The sequence below is a fragment of the Enterocloster alcoholdehydrogenati genome (assembly GCF_013282095.1).
GTDB classification, from domain to species: Bacteria; Bacillota; Clostridia; order Lachnospirales; family Lachnospiraceae; genus Enterocloster; species Enterocloster alcoholdehydrogenati.
The window spans coordinates 259593-278783 of sequence record NZ_BLTJ01000004.1 but is presented as its reverse complement, the minus strand read 5'-3'; the positions used below and the strand labels follow the sequence as shown (position 1 = coordinate 278783).

The 19191-nt window shown below is 50.1% G+C and carries 17 protein-coding genes and 1 other annotated feature; of the genes, 8 read left to right on the top strand and 9 right to left on the bottom strand.

All coding sequences use genetic code 11. The annotated features are described in order from the left end of the window. Positions 1 to 21: 21 nt before the first annotated feature. On the bottom strand, positions 22 to 2325 hold the full coding sequence (locus HW447_RS06820) for a hydratase (protein WP_176254557.1): 2304 nt from the start codon (positions 2323 to 2325) through the stop codon (positions 22 to 24). A gap of 374 nt (positions 2326 to 2699) precedes the next feature. Here HW447_RS06820 and HW447_RS06815 point away from each other — a divergent pair, with 374 nt between their 5' ends. Further along, on the top strand, positions 2700 to 3350 hold the full coding sequence (locus tag HW447_RS06815) for a Crp/Fnr family transcriptional regulator (protein WP_176254556.1): 651 nt from the start codon (positions 2700 to 2702) through the stop codon (positions 3348 to 3350). 77 nt (positions 3351 to 3427) lie between these two features. Here HW447_RS06815 and rd read toward each other — a convergent pair whose 3' ends face one another. Continuing rightward, complete coding sequence (gene rd, locus HW447_RS06810) at positions 3428 to 3592, bottom strand: rubredoxin (RefSeq protein ID WP_176254555.1); 165 nt, start codon at positions 3590 to 3592, stop codon at positions 3428 to 3430. A 297-nt stretch (positions 3593 to 3889) separates the two neighbouring features. Further along, on the bottom strand, positions 3890 to 5983 hold the full coding sequence (locus tag HW447_RS06805) for an elongation factor G (RefSeq protein ID WP_176254554.1): 2094 nt from the start codon (positions 5981 to 5983) through the stop codon (positions 3890 to 3892). Between the two features lie 357 nt (positions 5984 to 6340). Between HW447_RS06805 and aroF the strand changes: the two genes are divergently transcribed. From aroF to HW447_RS06785, 4 genes are all read left to right on the top strand, one after another. After that, positions 6341 to 7360: a 3-deoxy-7-phosphoheptulonate synthase gene (gene aroF / locus HW447_RS06800; RefSeq protein ID WP_176254553.1), complete on the top strand. Its 1020-nt coding sequence runs from the start codon at positions 6341 to 6343 to the stop codon at positions 7358 to 7360. Positions 7361 to 7380: 20 nt separating this feature from the next. Continuing rightward, a complete protein-coding gene (locus HW447_RS06795) occupies positions 7381 to 8511 on the top strand; it encodes a prephenate dehydrogenase (RefSeq protein WP_176254552.1) in 1131 nt (376 codons plus the stop codon). 256 nt (positions 8512 to 8767) lie between these two features. After that, the gene (aroA, locus tag HW447_RS06790) at positions 8768 to 10054 is read left to right on the top strand and encodes a 3-phosphoshikimate 1-carboxyvinyltransferase (RefSeq protein ID WP_176254551.1); all 1287 of its coding nucleotides are present in this window, start codon (positions 8768 to 8770) and stop codon (positions 10052 to 10054) included. Between the two features lie 7 nt (positions 10055 to 10061). Next, positions 10062 to 10574 (top strand): GNAT family N-acetyltransferase, encoded by a 513-nt coding sequence (locus HW447_RS06785; protein ID WP_176254550.1) that lies wholly within the window; start codon positions 10062 to 10064, stop codon positions 10572 to 10574. Positions 10575 to 10613: 39 nt separating this feature from the next. Here HW447_RS06785 and HW447_RS06780 read toward each other — a convergent pair whose 3' ends face one another. The 3 genes from HW447_RS06780 to HW447_RS06770 form a co-directional block, all read right to left on the bottom strand. Then, positions 10614 to 11387 carry a ZIP family metal transporter gene (locus HW447_RS06780; RefSeq protein WP_176254549.1) on the bottom strand — a complete coding sequence of 258 codons (774 nt, stop codon included), beginning with the start codon at positions 11385 to 11387 and terminating at the stop codon, positions 10614 to 10616. Between the two features lie 61 nt (positions 11388 to 11448). Beyond that, positions 11449 to 12090 (bottom strand): cytidylate kinase-like family protein, encoded by a 642-nt coding sequence (locus HW447_RS06775; protein WP_176254548.1) that lies wholly within the window; start codon positions 12088 to 12090, stop codon positions 11449 to 11451. Between the two features lie 54 nt (positions 12091 to 12144). Continuing rightward, positions 12145 to 12657, bottom strand: coding sequence for a cysteine hydrolase family protein (locus HW447_RS06770; protein WP_176254547.1), 513 nt, complete (start codon positions 12655 to 12657; stop codon positions 12145 to 12147). A gap of 185 nt (positions 12658 to 12842) precedes the next feature. Continuing rightward, positions 12843 to 13100: a binding site (T-box leader), on the top strand. A 52-nt stretch (positions 13101 to 13152) separates the two neighbouring features. Here HW447_RS06770 and HW447_RS06765 point away from each other — a divergent pair. The 3 genes from HW447_RS06765 (at position 13153) to HW447_RS06755 (ending at position 15989) form a co-directional block, all read left to right on the top strand. Then, positions 13153 to 14223: an ABC transporter substrate-binding protein gene (locus tag HW447_RS06765; RefSeq protein ID WP_176254546.1), complete on the top strand. Its 1071-nt coding sequence runs from the start codon at positions 13153 to 13155 to the stop codon at positions 14221 to 14223. Between the two features lie 79 nt (positions 14224 to 14302). Beyond that, the gene (locus HW447_RS06760; RefSeq protein ID WP_176254586.1) at positions 14303 to 15223 is read left to right on the top strand and encodes an ABC transporter permease; all 921 of its coding nucleotides are present in this window, start codon (positions 14303 to 14305) and stop codon (positions 15221 to 15223) included. Then, positions 15216 to 15989, top strand: coding sequence for an ABC transporter ATP-binding protein (locus tag HW447_RS06755; RefSeq protein WP_176254545.1), 774 nt, complete (start codon positions 15216 to 15218; stop codon positions 15987 to 15989). Before HW447_RS06760 ends, HW447_RS06755 begins: the two co-directional genes overlap by 8 nt. 169 nt (positions 15990 to 16158) lie before the next feature. On the opposite strand, the gene HW447_RS06750 is transcribed toward HW447_RS06755, so the two are convergent. The 3 genes from HW447_RS06750 to HW447_RS06740 all read right to left on the bottom strand — a co-directional run bounded on the left by HW447_RS06750 (position 16159) and on the right by HW447_RS06740 (position 19185). Then, positions 16159 to 16866, bottom strand: coding sequence for a hypothetical protein (locus HW447_RS06750; RefSeq protein ID WP_176254544.1), 708 nt, complete (start codon positions 16864 to 16866; stop codon positions 16159 to 16161). 133 nt (positions 16867 to 16999) lie between these two features. After that, positions 17000 to 18034, bottom strand: coding sequence for a sugar kinase (locus HW447_RS06745; RefSeq protein ID WP_176254543.1), 1035 nt, complete (start codon positions 18032 to 18034; stop codon positions 17000 to 17002). Positions 18035 to 18153: 119 nt separating this feature from the next. Next, on the bottom strand, positions 18154 to 19185 hold the full coding sequence (locus HW447_RS06740; protein WP_176254542.1) for a sugar kinase: 1032 nt from the start codon (positions 19183 to 19185) through the stop codon (positions 18154 to 18156). Positions 19186 to 19191: the final 6 nt, after the last annotated feature.

Sequence of the window (19191 nt, the reverse complement as noted above, 5' to 3'; positions counted from 1 at the left end):
CTCCTTTCCTGACCGGTTCTGTCAACGATTTCTGTTGTAGTTGATCAGACAGCCGGCCTTTACGATCTCTCGTTCCTCAGCTGTCATATCCGCCATATAAAGCATAAGTTCCCGTACCGGCTCTATACCGGCTGTTCCCAGAACGTAAGCCCGAATCTCCTTTAAATCACCGTCTAAAGCGGCGCGGATCCCCGGCACATAAATATAATCCCCTACCTCAAAATCCGGTTCCTCCTTCATCTGGAAAGGCAGCATCCCCCAGTTGATCACATTAGAACGGTAACGCTTGGTTGCGTATTCCTTACAGATATTGGCAAGTCCGCCTAATACCCTCTGGCAGCTGGCCGCCTGCTCCCTGGCTGATCCGTCTCCCGGTTTTACGGCATAAACCATGCTGCCAATCTCCGTTTCCTCTGCTGTAACCGTTTCATTTCCAGAAATAGTTCGGATGGCTGCAAAGAGAGTCTCAAGATCCGGTTCGGCCTTAATCTCTGCCTCTGCCCCTTCAGTTCTGCGTATGATTTCCAGACGTCCCATCTCCTTAGCCCGGCCTACATAGCCCGGATCCCTTCTGGATAAGGTAAATTCTGCCAGTCCCAGAGGATTGGAGCGGTAGGAAGAGGTTTCTCCTGAGGGGATCAGCTCATCCGTGGTAGTCACCGGATCCATGATCTTAGAACACACCTTAAGGAGAACATTCTCTGTCAGAGGGCTCATCTCAGGCCAGTCCTTGATATTTGGTCCGTAGATCAGATCGCTGGCCGTATCGCCCTTTTCATACCCCATATATACGCGGTTTTTATAAGAGGTATCATTAAATTCATATTCCGGTACCTGATCCCAGCCTTCCATCTCCCAGGCAGAGGTCAGCCTCCCGCCGTTTGCTGCAGTGGCGGCGATGGAACGGGCATCCATCAGGGCCACTGCAGCCATCTGGCCGCTGCCTGGTTTTGATCCCTCTCTGTTGGGGAAGTTCCTGGTAGTGTGACGGATGCTCAGGCCATTGTTGCAGGGCGTGTCTCCTGCGCCAAAACAGGGGCCGCAGAAGGCGGTTCGGATGACGGCTCCTGCATTCATCAGATCGGATACAGCCCCTTTCTTAACCAGATCCGCAAGCACCGGCTGGGAAGATGGATAAACGGCAAGAGAGAATTCTCCGCAGCCGCAGTTTCTGCCCCGCAGCGCCTGCGCCGCTTCCATTACGTTGGTATAATTGCCTCCGGCACAGCCTGCAATCACAGCCTGCTGAACCATCAGATCCTTTCCCTTCACCTTGTCAAGAAGTGTAAAATGCGCTCTGCCTCCGGATATTCTCTCTGCCTCCTTTTCCGTAAGAGCCAGAATATCCGTAAGATTCTCCTTCAGTTCGTCGATCTCATACACATTGCTTGGGTGAAACGGCAGGGCGATCATGGGCTTTACTGTGGACAAATCCACATAAACGCAGCCGTCATAGTAAGCCACTCCCTCTGGATCCAGCTGCGTAAAGTCCCCGGCCCTATGATGCTTTGCCAGATATGCTTTTGTATCGTCATCTGTGCGCCAGATGGAGGTAAGGCAGGTGGTCTCCGTAGTCATCACATCTATACCGTTTCTAAAATCCGTAGTCATGGAGGAAACGCCGGGGCCAACAAATTCCATTACCTTATTTTTCACATATCCGTTCTTAAACACCGCTCCGATAATGGCAAGGGCAATATCCTGGGGGCCTGTGCCGGGCCTTGGCGCACCGTCCAGGTATATGGCTACCACGCCGGGATAGGCAATATCGTATGTATCGCAAAGAAGCTGTTTTACCAGCTCGCCTCCGCCCTCTCCCACTGCCATAGTACCCAGAGCACCGTAACGGGTGTGACTGTCTGATCCCAGGATCATTTTTTTGCAGCCGGCCATCCTTTCTCTCATATACTGATGGATCACGGCCATATGGGGCGGCACATAAATGCCCCCGTACTTCTTCGCCGCAGACAGGCCGAACATATGGTCATCCTCATTGATGGTGCCACCTACGGCGCAAAGGGTGTTGTGACAGTTAGTCAGCACATAGGGAATGGGGAATTTTTCCATTCCTGAAGCTTTAGCCGTCTGTACGATCCCCACAAATGTGATATCGTGGGAAGCCATGCTGTCAAAGCAAAGCTTTAAATGCTCCATATCGCCAGATGTATTATGCTCCTTTAAAATAGAATAAGCGATGGTTCCTTTTTTTGCAGTCTCACGATCCACTGCCTTTCCTGTCAGTGCTTTTGCCCTTGCTGCTTCCGCTTCTGGAACCAGCTCTGTTCCATTTACCAGATACACGCCGCCTTCATATAATGATACCATGCTTTCTACCTCCTGGATCTTTCCTCGCACTCTCTGCTCCCCTGATCGGTGCAGCTGTCTGTGTGTTCTGCTGTTTTTGCAACAATTCAGGATGAACTCTCCTCTTGAACAGTTACTGTTTTTAATACTATAAAACAGAGAAATGCATTTGTCCAGTCTTATAGTTGTAATTATTACAACTTTTTAGTTGTAGATTTAAGACATTTTCTTCATTTTCCACTGTTATTTATTATCACTTCACTGCATTAAACTTATCAGCATTTGCAGACGCTGAAATTCATGTTGCATTTGCAACAATTTTATTTTATAATACCTCTGTAAAACAGTTCTTTTTAATGCAGCATCCAAATATCAGGAAAGGACAGGAAACACATATGACGGATTTCTTTCAGAAGAATTTATTTAAAAATATTTCTTTAGACGAATATAAACACCTTATTGCCTGTATGGGCGGACGGACAAGAACTTTCCGGCCGGAGGAAACCATCTGCTGCTACGATTCCGGCTCCCAGGAAATCGGAATCATCGGCAAGGGAACGGCGTCTGTGGTCCGATTTGAATACAATGGGGCAAGGACGATTTTAGAGCGCCTGGGCCCTCAGAGTACCTTCGGCTCCATGCTCTCTTACGGCAGCAGCGATCAGACGGGCGTAAGCGTTATCTGCAATACGGAATGCGAGGTTCTGTTCCTTCAATATGACCGGATCAGCGCTCCCTGCACCAAAGCCTGCGCCTTTCACCATCAGCTTACAAGGAATCTCCTTGATCTGATCTCCTGCCGCGCCCAGAATTTAAGCCGCCGGGTAGAGGTTTTATCCCAGCGCACTATCAGGGACAAGCTCATGTGCTTTTTTTCCCAGCTGGCCGTCCAGTTTGATTCCCCCTCCTTCAGCCTCCCCTTCACCATGGTGGATCTGGCTGACTACCTCTCCATTGACCGAAGCGCCATGACACGGGAACTGAAAAAGATGAAGGATGAAAAGCTGGTGGAAATTGACCGTAAAATAGTGCATCTTCTGGTATAAATATAATAATACAAACAGCGCGCAAAAGATCACTCTCTTGCGCGCTGCTGTTTAGTATGGAGATTAAAAAATGGGGTTTATTCCTCTACAACAGAAAACAGATCCTTGCCCACTCCGCAGATGGGACATACCCAATCCTCCGGGATATCCTCAAATGCAGTTCCGGGAGCGATGCCGCTGTCAGGATCACCTACCTCCGGATCATAGATATAGCCGCATGGATCGCATAGATATTTCTTCATAATAAATGTCTCCTTTCCTATTGGTAAGCATAAACAAGGCCGGGGAAAATCGCTGTCCTTATGCTCCTGTTTCGCTGTTTTCTTAACTTTGTGACCTTATATTACCATAAGTATCCCACATTTTCTGTGATATATGCAACATCATGCCCTGTTTTTGCAGAAACATCCCTGATTTCAGGCGCTTCAAGCCAAAAGAGGCTTTCGTCTTTGCCGGCCTCTGTCCTCAAAAACAGACGCACAGCCAGCCCCGCCCTGCCTATGGCGGAACCGGCTGTACCCAACAGACACACCTCGGCTTTATTCTTCTCTGGCAGCCGTCCTTGCCTCGATCTCCTTTTTCTGTACATCACCAGGAGCCTGCTCATAGCGGCTGAACTCATAAGAGAAATCTCCCAGTCCACCTGTCATGGAGCGCAGGTCTGTATTGTAGCCAAAGAGTTCAGACATTGGAATATCGGCCTCAATAACCTGCTTGCCCCGATGGTTGGATTCCATACCAAGAACACGGCCTCTTCTGCGGTTTAAATCCCCCATCACATCTCCGGTAAAGCGGTCGGGAACCGTTACCTTTAAAGAAGCGATCGGCTCCAGAAGCACTGGATTTGCGTCCATAAAGCCCTGCTTAAAGGCCAGAATGGTGGCCATCTTAAATGCCATCTCAGAGGAGTCAACGGGATGGTAGGAGCCGTCTAACAGGGTAGCCTTTAAGCCAACTACGGGGTAGCCGGCCAGCGGTCCCTTCTGTACGCACTCCTGAAGCCCTTTCTCCACTGCGGGGAAGTAATTCTTCGGCACAGAACCTCCGAATACCTTCTCCTCGAACACATACGGCGTCTCCAGATCGCCGGAAGGCTCAAACTCCATAATGACATCGCCGTACTGTCCATGTCCGCCGGACTGTTTCTTGTGCTTGCCCTGTACCTTTACCTTCCTGCGCAGCGTCTCGCGGAATGCAAACCTGGGTTTTGATAATTCCACCTCTACCTTGTAACGGGTCTGGAGCTTGCTCACCACTACCTCCAGCTGCTGGTCACCGATGCCGTAAATCAGAGATTGACGGTTTTCCGCGTCATTTTTTACAATCAGTGTCAGATCCTCTTCCATCATACGGGCCAGAGCGGTAGATACCTTATCATCCTCCCCCTTATTGACTGCCTTGTAGGCCATATATGTATATGGAGTGGAAATCTGAGGCTTGTGGTACACGATCGGGGCCGTGCGCACAGCCATGGTATCGCCCGTCTGGGTCACAGTGAGCTTTGCAGCGGCTCCGATATCACCAGCCCTTAACTCAGAAACCTCTATAACGTCCTTTCCCCGGAGCACATAGAGTTTTCCGATCTTCTCCTCAGCATCCTTATTTACATTATATACGGTGGTATCTCCCTTTAAGGTGCCGGTACAGATCTTCATCAGAGAATACTTTCCGATAAAGGGATCCACAATGGTCTTAAATACCCTGGCTGACAGGGATACGTCGTCATTGTACTTTGCAGTAAAACGCTCACCTGTAGATACGTCCACGCCAATACACTCAAAGTGATCCGGTGACGGGAAATACTTATCCATAGCCTGCAGAAGTACCTTAAAACCCTGGCAGTTAATACCGGATCCCATCATAACAGGAACGATATCACCCTCAATTACATGGGTCCTTAATGCCTGGGAGATCTCCTCCTGTGTGAACTCCTCACCCAGGAAATAGCGCTCCATATATTCTTCACTGGTCTCGGCAACGGCCTCCATAAGAGCGTCCCTTGCGATGGTAAGATTCTTCTGAACGTACTCAGGGATGGGGCACTCTTCATAATCGCTGTAGGTCGTAAAACGGCGTCCCGCCAGCTTTACCACGTTGACGAAGCCCACAAATTTTTCATTTTCACGGATCGGCAGCTGGAAGGGGGCGATCTTTCGTCCAAACTTCTTCTCCAGCTTTACAACCAGCTCACGATAGCTGGCGCGGTCGTCATCCATATTGGTGACGAAAATCAGACGGGGCAGATTGTACTTTTCGCACATCTCCCATGCTCTCTCAGTGCCAGGCTCGATTCCGGCCTTGCAGTTTACAACAATAACAGCAGCATCCGCTACGCTGATAGCTTCCTCTGCTTCTCCCACAAAGTCAAAAAAACCGGGAGTATCCAGGAGATTGATCTTGATCGGGCCGTTCTCGCCTTCATATTCCAGCGGAATCATGGTGGTGGAAATGGAGAACTGACGCTTGATCTCTTCTTTGTCATAATCACTGATGGTGTTGCCGTCGGGTACTCTTCCCATACGTTTTGTCACACCCGTAATAAATGCCAGAGCTTCCGCAACGGTCGTCTTACCGGCGCCTCCGTGTCCAAGTAATACGACGTTGCGGATCTGTTCAGTACCATATACGTTCATAAGCTTCCCTCCTGTGCGTTAAGTGTACGCTCGAATCCTAGAGCTACATGATATTCAAGCCATGTATTTATTTTACTAAATTTTTCAGTTTTTTTCAAGTATTTTGACTTATTTGTACAACTAAATTTTTATCTTTTTCAAAACATTCCGTGAAACATTATAAAACAAAACATTTTTATCCTATCTCTGTGCTCTTTTTATAAGAGGCCATTGCATCCGCCTTCATTTTCTCACATAAAAGCGTCGAACTTTAAAGCAATAAAGTGTTGACATTTTCACATTCAGGCGATACACTGGGATATAATAAAACAGCGGCCCTGCAGATACATGGGCCAGCCGAAAAAGGAGAATACTGCTATGATCATTATCATGAAGCCGAACGCCTCCGAAGAGGCTGTAAAAAAAGTAACCGATCTGATCGAATCCAAGGGGCTTACTCCCCATCTCTCACAGGGTTCCCAGGTGACTATCGTAGGCGTGGTAGGGGACAAGAGCCGCTTAGCCGGCAGCAACATCGAGATAAGCGAAGGAGTAGATAAGGTAGTGTCTGTCACAGAATCCTACAAACTGGTCAACAAAAAGTTCCATCCTGACGATTCTGTGGTCCCGGTGGGAAATACCCATATCGGCCCCGGAAACCTTACCGTTATGGCCGGCCCCTGCGCCATCGAGTCCAGAGAACAGCTGATGGAAACTGCATTTGCCGTAAAAAAGGCCGGGGCTACCTTCCTGCGGGGCGGCGCTTACAAGCCGCGCACCTCCCCCTACTCCTTCCAGGGCTTAGAGGAAGAAGGTTTAAAATATATGAAAGAAGCCAGAGAGGCTACCGGCTTAAATGTCATCTGCGAGGTCACAAGCGCCCATGCTATCGAAGCGGCTTCCAAATATGTAGATATGCTCCAGATCGGAGCCAGAAATATGCAGAACTTTGAGCTTTTAAAGGAAGCGGGAAAATCCGGTATGCCTGTACTCTTAAAGAGAGGGCTGTGCGCCACCGTCGACGAGTGGCTCAATGCTGCTGAGTATATCATTTCAGAGGGAAATCCCAATATCGTCCTCTGCGAAAGAGGAATCCGCACATATGAGACCTCTACCCGCAATACATTAGATATCAGCGCCGTGCCGGTGATCCGCCAGAAAAGCCATCTTCCGGTGATCGTTGATCCCAGCCATGCCACTGGCGTAAGAGCCTATGTGGGGCCTCTCGCAAAGGCGGCTGTAGCAGCAGGAGCGGACGGACTGATGATCGAGGTACATCCCAACCCGGCCTGCGCTCTGTCCGACGGTCCTCAGTCACTGACCTTTGATGCCTTTGAGAAGCTTATGGATGAATTAAAGCCCTACTGCGAACTGTCCGGAAGAAGAATCTCATTTTAAAAAAGCAAGGGGGATGCGCTATGGAACCATTCGCTATCAAGGATTCCACGATGGCATTCATCGGTCTTGGACTGATCGGAGGTTCTCTCGCAAAGGGAATCAAACGGGCCAGACCTGATATCCGCATTATGGCCTATATGCGGACCCGCGCCAAATTAGAGCAGGCGCAAAAGGACGGCATCGTAGACGTAATCTTAGAAGGCATTGGAGAAGAACTTCGGGAATGTGATCTCATCTTTCTGTGCACTCCGGTGGAATATAACGCCAGGTATCTCTCCGCCATCCGGCCTTTCTTAAAGCCCGGAGCGCTGATCACCGATGTGGGCAGTACAAAAACAGATATCCATGAGGAAATACGGCGTCAGGGCCTGGAGCACTGCTTTGTGGGCGGCCATCCCATGACCGGCTCGGAAAAGACAGGATATGAAAATTCCACGGATCATCTCCTGGAAAATGCCTACTATATCGTGACCCCGCCGGAGGGACAGAGCGGGGAAAGCGCCCAATATACAGAGAACGTCCGCCGCATCCTGGCGGTGGCTCAGGCAGTGGATGCGATCCCACTGGTTCTTGATTACAGGGAGCACGACCGGGTAACGGCAGCGGTAAGCCATCTGCCCCATCTGGTTGCATCCAGCCTGGTAAATCTTGTGAAAGACAATGATTCTGCCGCTGGAACCATGCGCCGGATCGCGGCTGGAGGCTTTAAGGATATCACCCGGATCGCCTCTTCTTCACCAGAGATGTGGGAGCAGATCTGTATGACAAACGCGGCTCCCATCGGAGATATGTTAGAACAGTATATCTATTCTTTACAGGAAATCCTGGCACAGATCCGCGGACATAAGGGCAGGGATATTTACCGGCTTTTTGACCAGTCCCGCTCTTACCGCAATTCTATATCAGACCGGGCCAAAGGCCCCATAGAGCCCTCCTATGAGTTTTCTGTGGATGTGGCAGATGAGGTGGGATCTATTTCCACCATTGCGGTGATTCTGGCTGCCAAGGGCATCAGCATCAAAAATATCGGCATCAATAACAACAGGGAACGGGGCGAAGGCGCTTTAAAAATCGCCTTTTACAACGAGACTTCCATGAAGGAGGCCTGGGAGCGGCTCGAAAAGTACAAATTCGACCTGGTGCGGCTGTAGAGAAATCTGTCCCTCATGGCAAAGGCATTGACACAAACCCCATGACCGGTTAAAATTTCGTGTAGAATGTTACCATCAGCTGATAAGAGAACACACGCCCCAACCGCTGGGAGTCCGAGGGAGTTCTTCGTCACAGATTTGCGGTCCTGTAAGGCACTGCCCCAGTTTCACGAATCTGCGGCGCAGAACCGTGTGTCCCCTTGTCTGCTGATGGTATGTTGCATTTAAAAGTCTAGAAAAACGAGGAATCATACATATGGAATTAAGAAAATGGGGTCCCCTTCGGGGAGAAATCACTGTCCCCGGCGACAAATCCATCTCCCATAGGGCGGTGATGTTTGGTTCCCTGGCAAAGGGAACTACGGAAATCCATGGCTTTCTCCAGGGGGCAGACTGCCTTTCCACAATCTCCTGTTTTGAGAAAATGGGGATTTCCATAGAAAACAGGGGAGATACAGTGCTGGTTCAAGGCCGCGGCCTTCACGGACTTACGCGGCCCGAGACAATTCTTGACTGCGGCAACAGCGGTACCACCACCCGCCTGATCTCCGGTATCTTAAGCGCCCAGAATTTTGATGTGACGCTCACTGGAGATGTTTCCATCCAGAAAAGGCCTATGAAGCGGATCATAGAACCCTTATCCCAGATGGGTGCCGATATCACCAGCATACACGGAAACGGCTGTGCTCCTCTTTCCATCCGCGGAAAAAGCCTCCACGGAATCCACTATACATCCCCTGTGGCTTCCGCCCAGGTAAAATCTGCGGTTCTTCTGGCAGGCCTCTATGCGGAGGGCATCACAAAGGTTACTGAGCCTTTTGTATCCAGAAACCATTCAGAACGAATGCTTAAGCTGTTCGGAGCTTCTGTTTCCACAGAGGGAACCACAGTTTCCATCTGCCCCGCTGGACAGCTCTACGGTCAAAAGGTAATGGTGCCGGGAGATATTTCCTCTGCCGCCTACTTTATCGCAGCCGGACTGATGATTCCCGGTTCTGAAATCTTAATTAAAAATGTAGGCATCAACCCCACCCGTGATGGTATTCTCCATGTATGCCGGGCTATGGGAGCCGATCTTACCCTGCTTAACGTGCGCGGCCAGGAGGGTGAACCTACCGCTGATATTCTGGTACGCTACAGCAGGCTTCACGGCACAGATATCGCAGGAGCTATCATTCCCACACTCATTGACGAACTCCCAATGATCGCCGCCATGGCAGCTGTGGCAGAAGGCGAAACAAGAATCAGCGATGCAGGTGAACTTAAGGTAAAGGAATCCAACCGGATCGCCGTCATGGCACAAAACCTGACTGCCATGGGCGCGGATGTGACGGAAACGGAGGACGGCATGATCATCCGTGGCGGAAAACCGCTCCGCGGCGCAGCCATTGAAAGCCATCTGGACCACCGGATCGCCATGACCTTTGCCGTGGCCTCCCAGTGTGCCGAAGGCGTAACCGAGATAAGAAGCGGAGAATGTGTCAGCATCTCCTATCCCTGTTTTTATGAGGATCTGATGAACCTTTCCGGAAAAAGGAGGTAAGCGCTAAATGAATCTGCAGTTAGTCAAAATGGAGCCGCAGTACCGCAGTCTGGCTGAGGACATGATACGCGAATGGAAGACAAGCGGCGAGGCCATTGTCCCCTGGGCCATTGACAGAGCGGATATCCGTGACTTTTCGGCCTATATGGACAGCCTGGAACAAACGGGGACGGCCGACGGCCTGGTGCCTGAATCTACCTTTTTCTGCCTGGATACAGACAGAAATCTTATGGTGGGAGCCATCAATATACGCCATTATCTCAATGACAATCTATTAAAACACGGGGGCCATATCGGCGACGGCGTAAGGCCTTCAGAGCGCCAAAAGGGCATCGCCACCCGGATGATCGCCCTTGGCCTTGAAGAATGTAAAAAGCTGGGCCTGAAGCGGGTTCTTATGACCTGCCGAAAAGACAATATCGGCTCTGCCAAAAGCATTATAAACAACGGCGGAATCCTGGAAAACGAAATAAAACAGGACGATGGCGTCGTGACACAGAGATATTGGATCGATCTCTGATCCCGTCAAAATCAAAAAGCCCTGGGCGGGCGTTAAACGCTACCCCAGGGCTACATCCAATACCATCATCAGTACAAATCCGGCGGCAAATCCCATGGTTCCTATATTGGAATGACTTCCCTCGGAGGCCTCCGGAATCAGCTCCTCTACCACTACATAGAGCATGGCTCCGGCGGCAAAGGATAAAAAATAGGGAAGGGATGACCCCAGCTGATCAGCCAGAAGGAGCATGACAACCGCTCCCACCGGCTCTACAATGCCCGAAAGCATTCCATAGACAAAGGCCTTTTTCTGGCCCGCCGCCTCCCTTAAGGGAAGAGAGATGACCGCTCCTTCCGGAAAATTCTGGATTGCAATTCCCAAAGCCAGTGCCAATGCACCGGTCATGGAAATGGTATGGCTCCCGGCCATCATTCCCGCAAAAGCCACGCCTACGGCCATCCCCTCAGGAATATTGTGAAGGGTCACAGCAAGCACCAGCATGGTGCTTTTTTTCAGGCTTTTTTTTGCTCCCTCCGGTTCGTCAGCATCCATGTGAAGATGCGGCACCACTGTATCCAGAAGGAGCAGGAAACCCATTCCCAGCAAAAATCCCATTGCGGCAGGAATAAAGGCAAGTTTTCCCATATTCCCGCTCATCTCCATGGCCGGGATCAGAAGAGACCACACAGAAGCCGCAACCATCACACCGGAGGCAAAGCCCAGGAATGCCTTCTGCACCCCAGGCTTTAGTTCACCCCGCAGGAAAAAGACACAGGCGGCTCCTGCCGTCGTTCCGAGAAAAGGGATCATAATCCCTGCAAATATATTCATCTTTCACCTCATATTATGTACGCGCCACTGTCCCCGAAAACGCCTTTCCCTCCTTCCCCGCCTAATCTTCCAGAAAGCCCCGAAGTTTCATATAATTCTTGATCAGCACGATCATCTGATCGTAATCAATGCGGCTGGCATTGATTGGAAGATCATAATTCTCCATATCCATCCAGTTTTTTCCAGTAAAATACCGATGATACTCCGTGCGGGTTCGGTCAATGCGCTTCATCCGGCGCAGAGCCTCCGCCTCGTCTACCTTATCTACATCCATGATCCTGCGAACTCTGGTAACCGTATCCGCGTAAACAAAGATGCGGATCACATCATCTAACTGATCCTGGAGCACATAGTTGCCGCAGCGCCCAACGATAATGCAGTTCTCAGAAGCCGCCAGCTTACGGATCACAGAGGACTGGAAACGGAACAGATTCTCCGGCGAGGTAATATTATGGCCGTTTTGGGCCGGCTCTGTCAGATCCGGTTTTATATTCGTCACAATACGGTACAGAAGGTTGTTGCCCGCCTTCTCATCCGCCAGACGGAAATACTGTTCTCCAATGGCGCTGGTTTCTGAGGTCATTTTTAAAATATCCTCGTCATAAAAATGGATTCCCAGCTCCCTGGCCAGACGCTCGCTTGTCAGGCGTCCTCCGCTTCCGTACTGGCGTTCAACGGTAATTACAAAATGTCTGCTGCTCATAAATTCAAGCCTCCTTTATGGTTTCGCTTATATCAGACTGTCAGGACATAAGCCCTAGATCACATCAATATGACACATCTTCATAGCATTTAGAGCATTTTCATGGCTCTTTGGCGTTACACCCGCACAGCAGCCTGCCCTGACGCAGATCTCCGTCTCCGGTACCTCTGCCTTAATCACCATGGCATTTGAGATCACGCAAATATCGGTACACAGGCCAATCAGTTCAATCCTGTCATATCCTCCGGCCTTTATATAGGCCGCCAGTTCCATACTTCCAAATGTATGCTTTTCAAACCGTTTTCCCGGCATATCCTTTAAGCAGGAATCCAACTCCCAGCCCTCCGTACCCCGGATACAGTGAGGAACCGGCAGTTTCCTTCCCTCCATCGTCTCCATATAGTCCTTTTCATGGGTATCCAGGGTAAATACCACCTCATCCCCTGCTGTCAGATACTCCTTAATCCGCTCCCTCACAGCCGGCACGATGGCCTCTGCCTCTTTTGTTCCCAGCGCTCCGTCTATGAAATCCTTCTGCATATCTACTACTGCCAGCAATCTTTTCACAGTTTCACTCCTCCCGGTATTTGCGGCGTCTCAGGCTCATGTCTGTTCACGCAGGCATAGCGGACATGAGCCCCTGGCCCGCGATATCACTATTATAATACCACAAATTTATATATTGGGGAATATGGGGAATCAAAAAAGTAGTTGACAAATGACGCATCCTGTATTAAGATACGAATCAATAAGCTAAACCGATGAGAAAGAGGAGTAAGTTTCCAGGGCATTTTTACAGAGAGCCGCGGGCGGTGGGATCGCGGTATTATGCAGGCAGCTGAATGGACTTTCGAGGGCAGTCCTGAACGGTATGGATATCCGCTTTGGCGGTCAGGGTAGGGACTGACGGATTCTGCACCCGTTATATTTGCAGCACATATGATAGTATGTGAGAGTGGACTTTTATTCAGTCAATTTGAGTGGCACCGCGGATTTATTTCGTCTCAATTACAACCTGGTTGTAATTGGGACTTTTTTATTATTATCAAGGAGGAACTTATTATGAAAAAATCAATGGCGATCCTTTTAACAGCAGCAATGGGCGTTTCCCTCTTAGCAGGCTGCAGCTCTTCCGGCCAGTCTGCCGCTGACAGTACAGCTCCTTCCAGTGCTGGAGCAAATACCGGCGATTCCGGCAAAAGCACGGCGGATGAGGACGGCACTTACACCATCGGTATCGGTCAGTTTGCGGAGCACGGCTCCTTAGACAACTGCCGGGAGGGCTTTCTTGCGGGCCTGGCTGAGGCGGGTATTGAGGAAGGGAAAAACCTGACCGTTCTTTATAACAACGCACAGGCTGACGGCGGCACAGCCAGCCAGATTGCAAATACCTATGCAGGCAAAAATGTAGATCTGATGTGCGCAGTCGCAACCCCCATGGCCCAGGCAGAATACAGCGTGGCCATGAAATCCGATATCCCCGTCATCTTTACCGCAGTTACCGATCCGGTAGCCGCCGAGCTGGCCAATGCGGACGGTACTCCCGTCGGCGAGGTTACAGGTACCAGTGATAAGCTTCCCATCGAACAGCAGCTGCAGATGATCCGCGAAATCCTTCCTGAGGCCAAAAATATCGGCATCATGTATACTACCAGCGAGGTAAATTCCGAATCCGCCATTGCCGAGTATAAAGAGCTTGCTCCCAAATATGGTTTTGAGATCGTAGATTCCGGCATCTCCTCTTCTGCCGATATCCCTCTGGCTGCGGACACACTGATCGGAAAGGTAGACTGCATCACCAACTTAACAGACAACACCGTGGTTGCCTCCCTTCCTGTGATCTTAAGCAAGGCTTCTGCTAAAAATATTCCTGTATTCGGAAGCGAGATCGAGCAGGTAAAAGCAGGCTGTCTGGCCGCCATGGGCCTTGACTATGTAGAACTTGGCAAGCAGACCGGACAGATGGCTGCGAAGGTTTTAAAGGGCGAAGCAAAGGCCAGTGAGATGAACTTTGAAACTATCAAGGAGGCCGCCTTCTATGGAAACCAGAAGGTTGCTGAAAACCTGGGCATCACACTCCCTGAATCTCTCACCGGCACAGCGGCCGGGATGTTCGATACGGTCACCGAATGATCCGTTATCCGCGTAAGTAAAACCACCGGCTGCCGCCCTTTATATGACGGACGGCAGCTGTGAGTATGTTTGGAGGAATATCATGACAATCATCTTAGGCATCCTTGAAGAGGGTCTGGTTTACGCCATCATGGCCCTTGGGGTTTATATCACCTATAAGATCCTGGATTTTCCGGATCTCTCCGTAGACGGCACCTTCCCTCTGGGAGCCGCTGTCACAGCCGCAGGCATCGCCGGAGGCTTTCTCTCACCGGGCTCCGCTCTGGCTGTCGCCTTTTTAACCGGCGCACTGGCCGGCTGTATCACCGGTCTGATCCATGTGAAATTAAAGGTTCGCGACCTTTTATCCGGCATCATTGTCATGACAGCCCTCTATTCCATCAATCTGCGGATCGCCGGGAAGGCAAACCTTCCTATATTTAGTAAGGAAACCATTTTTACAAACGACTTTCTCTTTGCCCATGTGCCGGAAGCCTTAAAGCCCTTTACTACCACCCTGATTCTTCTTGTACTGGTTCTCGTCTGCAAGATCCTGTTAGACGCCTACCTGCAGACGCGCTCTGGTTACCTGTTAAGGGCTGTGGGCGACAACGAGGCCTTAGTCACCGCCTTAGCCAAAGACAAGGGCATGGTAAAGATCATCGGTCTGGCGATCGCAAACGGCTTTGCTGCTCTGGCAGGCAGCGTTTACTGTCAGCAGAAGGGTTTTTTTGAAATTTCCACCGGCACCGGCACCATGGTCATCGGTCTGGCAAATGTAATCATCGGCACCCAGCTTTTTAAACGATTTGGCTTTGTAAAATCTACCACTGCTGTTATAATCGGCTCCATCATCTACAAGGCCTGCGTTTCCGCAGCCCTCCTGGTCGGCGATCTGAGCATCGGCGGATGGTCCATCCCGGTCACTGCTTCGGATTTAAAGCTCATCACCTCTGTGCTGTTTTTAATCATTCTCGTATTAAGTCCTGCGGGCGGAAAGAAGGTAAAGAGCCATGCTTGAACTGCAACACATCCATAAATACTACAATGCCGGCACGGTCAACGAGATGTGCCTGTTTGATGATTTTAACCTGACGGTCAAAGACCACCAGTTCGTATCCGTGGTGGGAAGCAACGGTTCCGGAAAAACCTCTCTTTTAAATATTATCTGCGGCAGCATCCCCTTAGATCAGGGTACCATCCGCATCGGAAATGCAGACATTACAAGGATGCCGGAATACAAGCGCCAGCGCCGCATCGGCCGGGTATACCAGAATCCGTCCATGGGCACCTGTCCTTCCATGACCATTGCTGAAAATATGGCTCTGGCAGACAATAAGGGGAAATTCTTCAACCTGCGCCCCGGAGCCAACAAACACCGGATGGATTTTTACCGGGAAAGCCTCCGCTCCCTGGGCCTTGGACTGGAGGATAAGATGGATGTTAAAGTAGGTGTTCTCTCCGGCGGCCAGCGTCAGGCCATGGCGCTTCTTATGTCCACCATGACCCCCATTGAGTTTCTCATCCTGGATGAGCACACCGCCGCCCTGGATCCAAAAACAGCAGAAACCATCATGGAACTGACGAACCGTATCGTAAAGGAGAAGGAACTGACTACCATCATGGTGACGCACAACCTGCGCTACGCCGTAGAGTATGGGAACCGCCTGCTGATGATGCACCAGGGCCATGCCATTATGGATAAAGAAGGAAAAGAAAAGGATGCAATCCAGATCGATGATATTCTGACTAAATTCAATGAGATCAGCATTGAGTGCGGAAACTGATTTTCCCGCGCCTCATCAGATCCATGTTCCCAAAAAAGAGCGGATGAAACCCGCCGGTCTGTCCCCGGCGATTCTCATCCGCTCTTATCATCATAAAACGTAACTGCTCTCACAGCCAAAGAAAATGCCCCGTCCTGAATCATTGCCATAAAACAGGAAAGCCTGCTTTTTACTCTGCAAATACCATGATTCTTGTAGCCGTATTGTCCTCATCGGACCATACTGCCGCCTTTCTCCCCTGAGTCAGATCATCCAGGGTGACGATATTTCTGGTCAGATACGGGAAGATCTCACAGTCCTCAGACAATGTATACTCTGTGCCGTCTGCCCCGGTCAGCACAGTATGTGAGGTCTGGGCATCCGTTACAACAGATTTGACCTCTACATAATCAGGCACCTTAAAATCTGCCGGAATATTGGCAAAGATCACTGCCGCATTTGTCATAGGAGGCAGGCTCATAGTCATAGCCGGGCCAATATAGGCGTAGACCGTATCTCCGTCCCTGATGTCTTCTAAGGCCATCGGCATACCGGAAACCGCATCCAGAACATACGTAGACTCCTGAGATACATTTAAAATGATCTCACCTGCCGAGCTGGCGTCCGACTGATTATCAATGGAAAGACGCCCGTCCTCCATATGAGTCACCGGGCCGTAGATCCGAACAGCCTCCATCTTCTCAGGCTGACTCCCTTCTGCGCTCTCGATCGCGCCGCTCACAGGCTCAACCACCGTGGTGCTTTCCTCCTTCGTCGTCTCCACTGCCGTCTCTGACTGGAGCTCTGTGGAATCTGCCTTTGCCGTGGCTGCACAGCCGCCGACTCCCACAACTGCTGCTGTACAGATAGCTGCTGCATATAAACCATATCTTTTCAATTATAATCTCTCCTTTAATTGCGTTTCCCTGTCTGCTGATGATACCATCATTTTTTGAAGTATATACTATTTTTCCGGAAAATCCAATAAAGGAATTCTTAACAATTATGACATAAGGATTAAATCGCTGCTTTTATCTTGCCATTTCGCTCTGAGGCCCGGTCTGGTTATGGGCCTTTATGATGGTCTCAATCTCCTCCAGATTGGAAGAGGGAAGGTCACCCGGAATAGTGTTCTTAACCGCTGCGGTGGCATTTCCGAAAGCAATGGCCCTGGAGCAGTCGCCGCCGCTGCTTAACAGCCCGTAGAGCGCGCCGGAGATATAGGCGTCTCCGCTTCCAATCCGGTCTACTACCTCAATATCATGGTACGGCTCTTCCTCATAATACATATCTCTTGCCGCGTCATAAATCACAGAGCCAAAGGTATGACGCTTGGGGCTGTGTACAATCCGCTGAGTGGAAGCCACGATGGAGATTGGATATTCCTCGGTAAAGCTCTTCATCATCTCTTTTGCAGTACCGGTTTTTAAAAAGGTAAGACGGGCTGTGTCCTCAGAGCAGAAGAAAATATCCACATAGGGAAGGATCTTTAAGATACATTCCCTCGCTTCATCGCCGCTCCACAAATTTCCCCGGAAGTTTACATCAAAGGATACCAGCGTGCCGGCCTCCTTAAAACGCTTGATCATCTCAATGGCAGTCTCGCGAATCTGAGGGCTTAAGGCCAGAGTAATGCCGGTAGTATGGAAACACTTGGAGGCAGTATAGACCTCCTCCGGAATCTCATCGATATTCAGACTGAAAAAGGAACTGTTCAGACGGTCATAGATCACCTTTGGCTTTCTGGGATACGCTCCATTTTCATAGAAGTAAACGCCCACACGGGCGGAAGGAGAATCATCATACATAAAGAAATCATCGCTGACTCCGAAGGAACGGATCTTGCCCTTCATAAAGCTTCCGATGTCATGGGAAGGAAGCTTGGAAATAACGCCGGTGCGCAGTCCTAAAAGGGATGCGCCTACGGCTACGTTTAATTCGGCTCCTCCTACCTGCTTTACAAAGGTGTCTCCTCTGGAGAGACGGTCATTGTCCGGCGGTGAAAGCCGCAAAAGCACCTGTCCCAGTGTCAGCAGGTCAAAGCTTCTTCTCTTACTCTCTTCCATTTTTATATCCTCCTAATTGTTTTCATATAACAGGGAGCCTGTCTGAAAATCCATCATTGAAACGCAATTTTCATACAGGCTCCGCTGTTTATAAGGTATAGATTGTGTTCGTTAAATGATTATCTCTGAACACGGCCGGATCCGTCGCCGCCTGCCAGATTGTCAACATCTGCACGGGTAACCAGATTGAAGTCGCCAGGAATGGTGTGCTTTAATGCGGAAGCTGCTACTGCAAACTCCAGAGCTGCCTTCATATCCTTTCCGTCAGCCAGACCGCAGATCAGACCTGCTGCGAAGGAATCACCGCCGCCTACACGGTCAACGATAGGAGTGATGTGATACTTTCTGGAATGATAGAACTCACGTGTCTTTCCATCCATGATGCAGGCAGACCAGCCGTTGTCGGAAGCGCTGTGGCTTTCACGCAGAGAGCTGATGATATACTTAAAGCCAAACTTGTCAGCCATCTGATTGAAGATATCAACATAGCCAGCCAGCTCCAGCTCACCGGAGGTAACATCTGTATTGCCTGGCTTGAAGCCAAGAACCTTCTCAGCGTCCTCTTCGTTGCCGATGCAGACATCTACATACTGCATCAGGTTTGTCATAACCTTCTGTGCCTTCTCAGATGACCACAGTTTCTTACGGAAGTTTAAGTCTACGGAAACAGTCACACCATGAGCCTTAGCTGCCTTTAAAGCTGCCTCAGTCAGTTCGATCGCTGCATCGCTGACAGCTGGAGTGATGCCTGTAAAGTGGAACCAGTCAGCGCCCTCGAAAATCTCATCGAAGTTAAACTCGTCAGGAGTAGCTGTGGAAATAGAGCTGTGCGCGCGGTCATAAACTACGTTGGAAGCTCTCATGGCAGAACCGGTCTCCAGGAAGTAGATACCCAGTCTCTCGCCGCTTCTTGCAATATGCTTTGTGCCTACGTTGTACTTTCTTAAAGCTGCTACTGCACAATCGCCGATTGGGTTTGCAGGTACTGCAGAAACGAACTCTGCATCATGACCGTAGTTTGCTAAGGATACAGCTACGTTAGCCTCACCGCCGCCGTAGTTTACGTCGAACTCGTCTGCCTGGATGAATTTCTCATTATTGGGGGTAGATAATCTTAACATGATCTCGCCCATGGTAACGATCTTTGCCATTTTTAT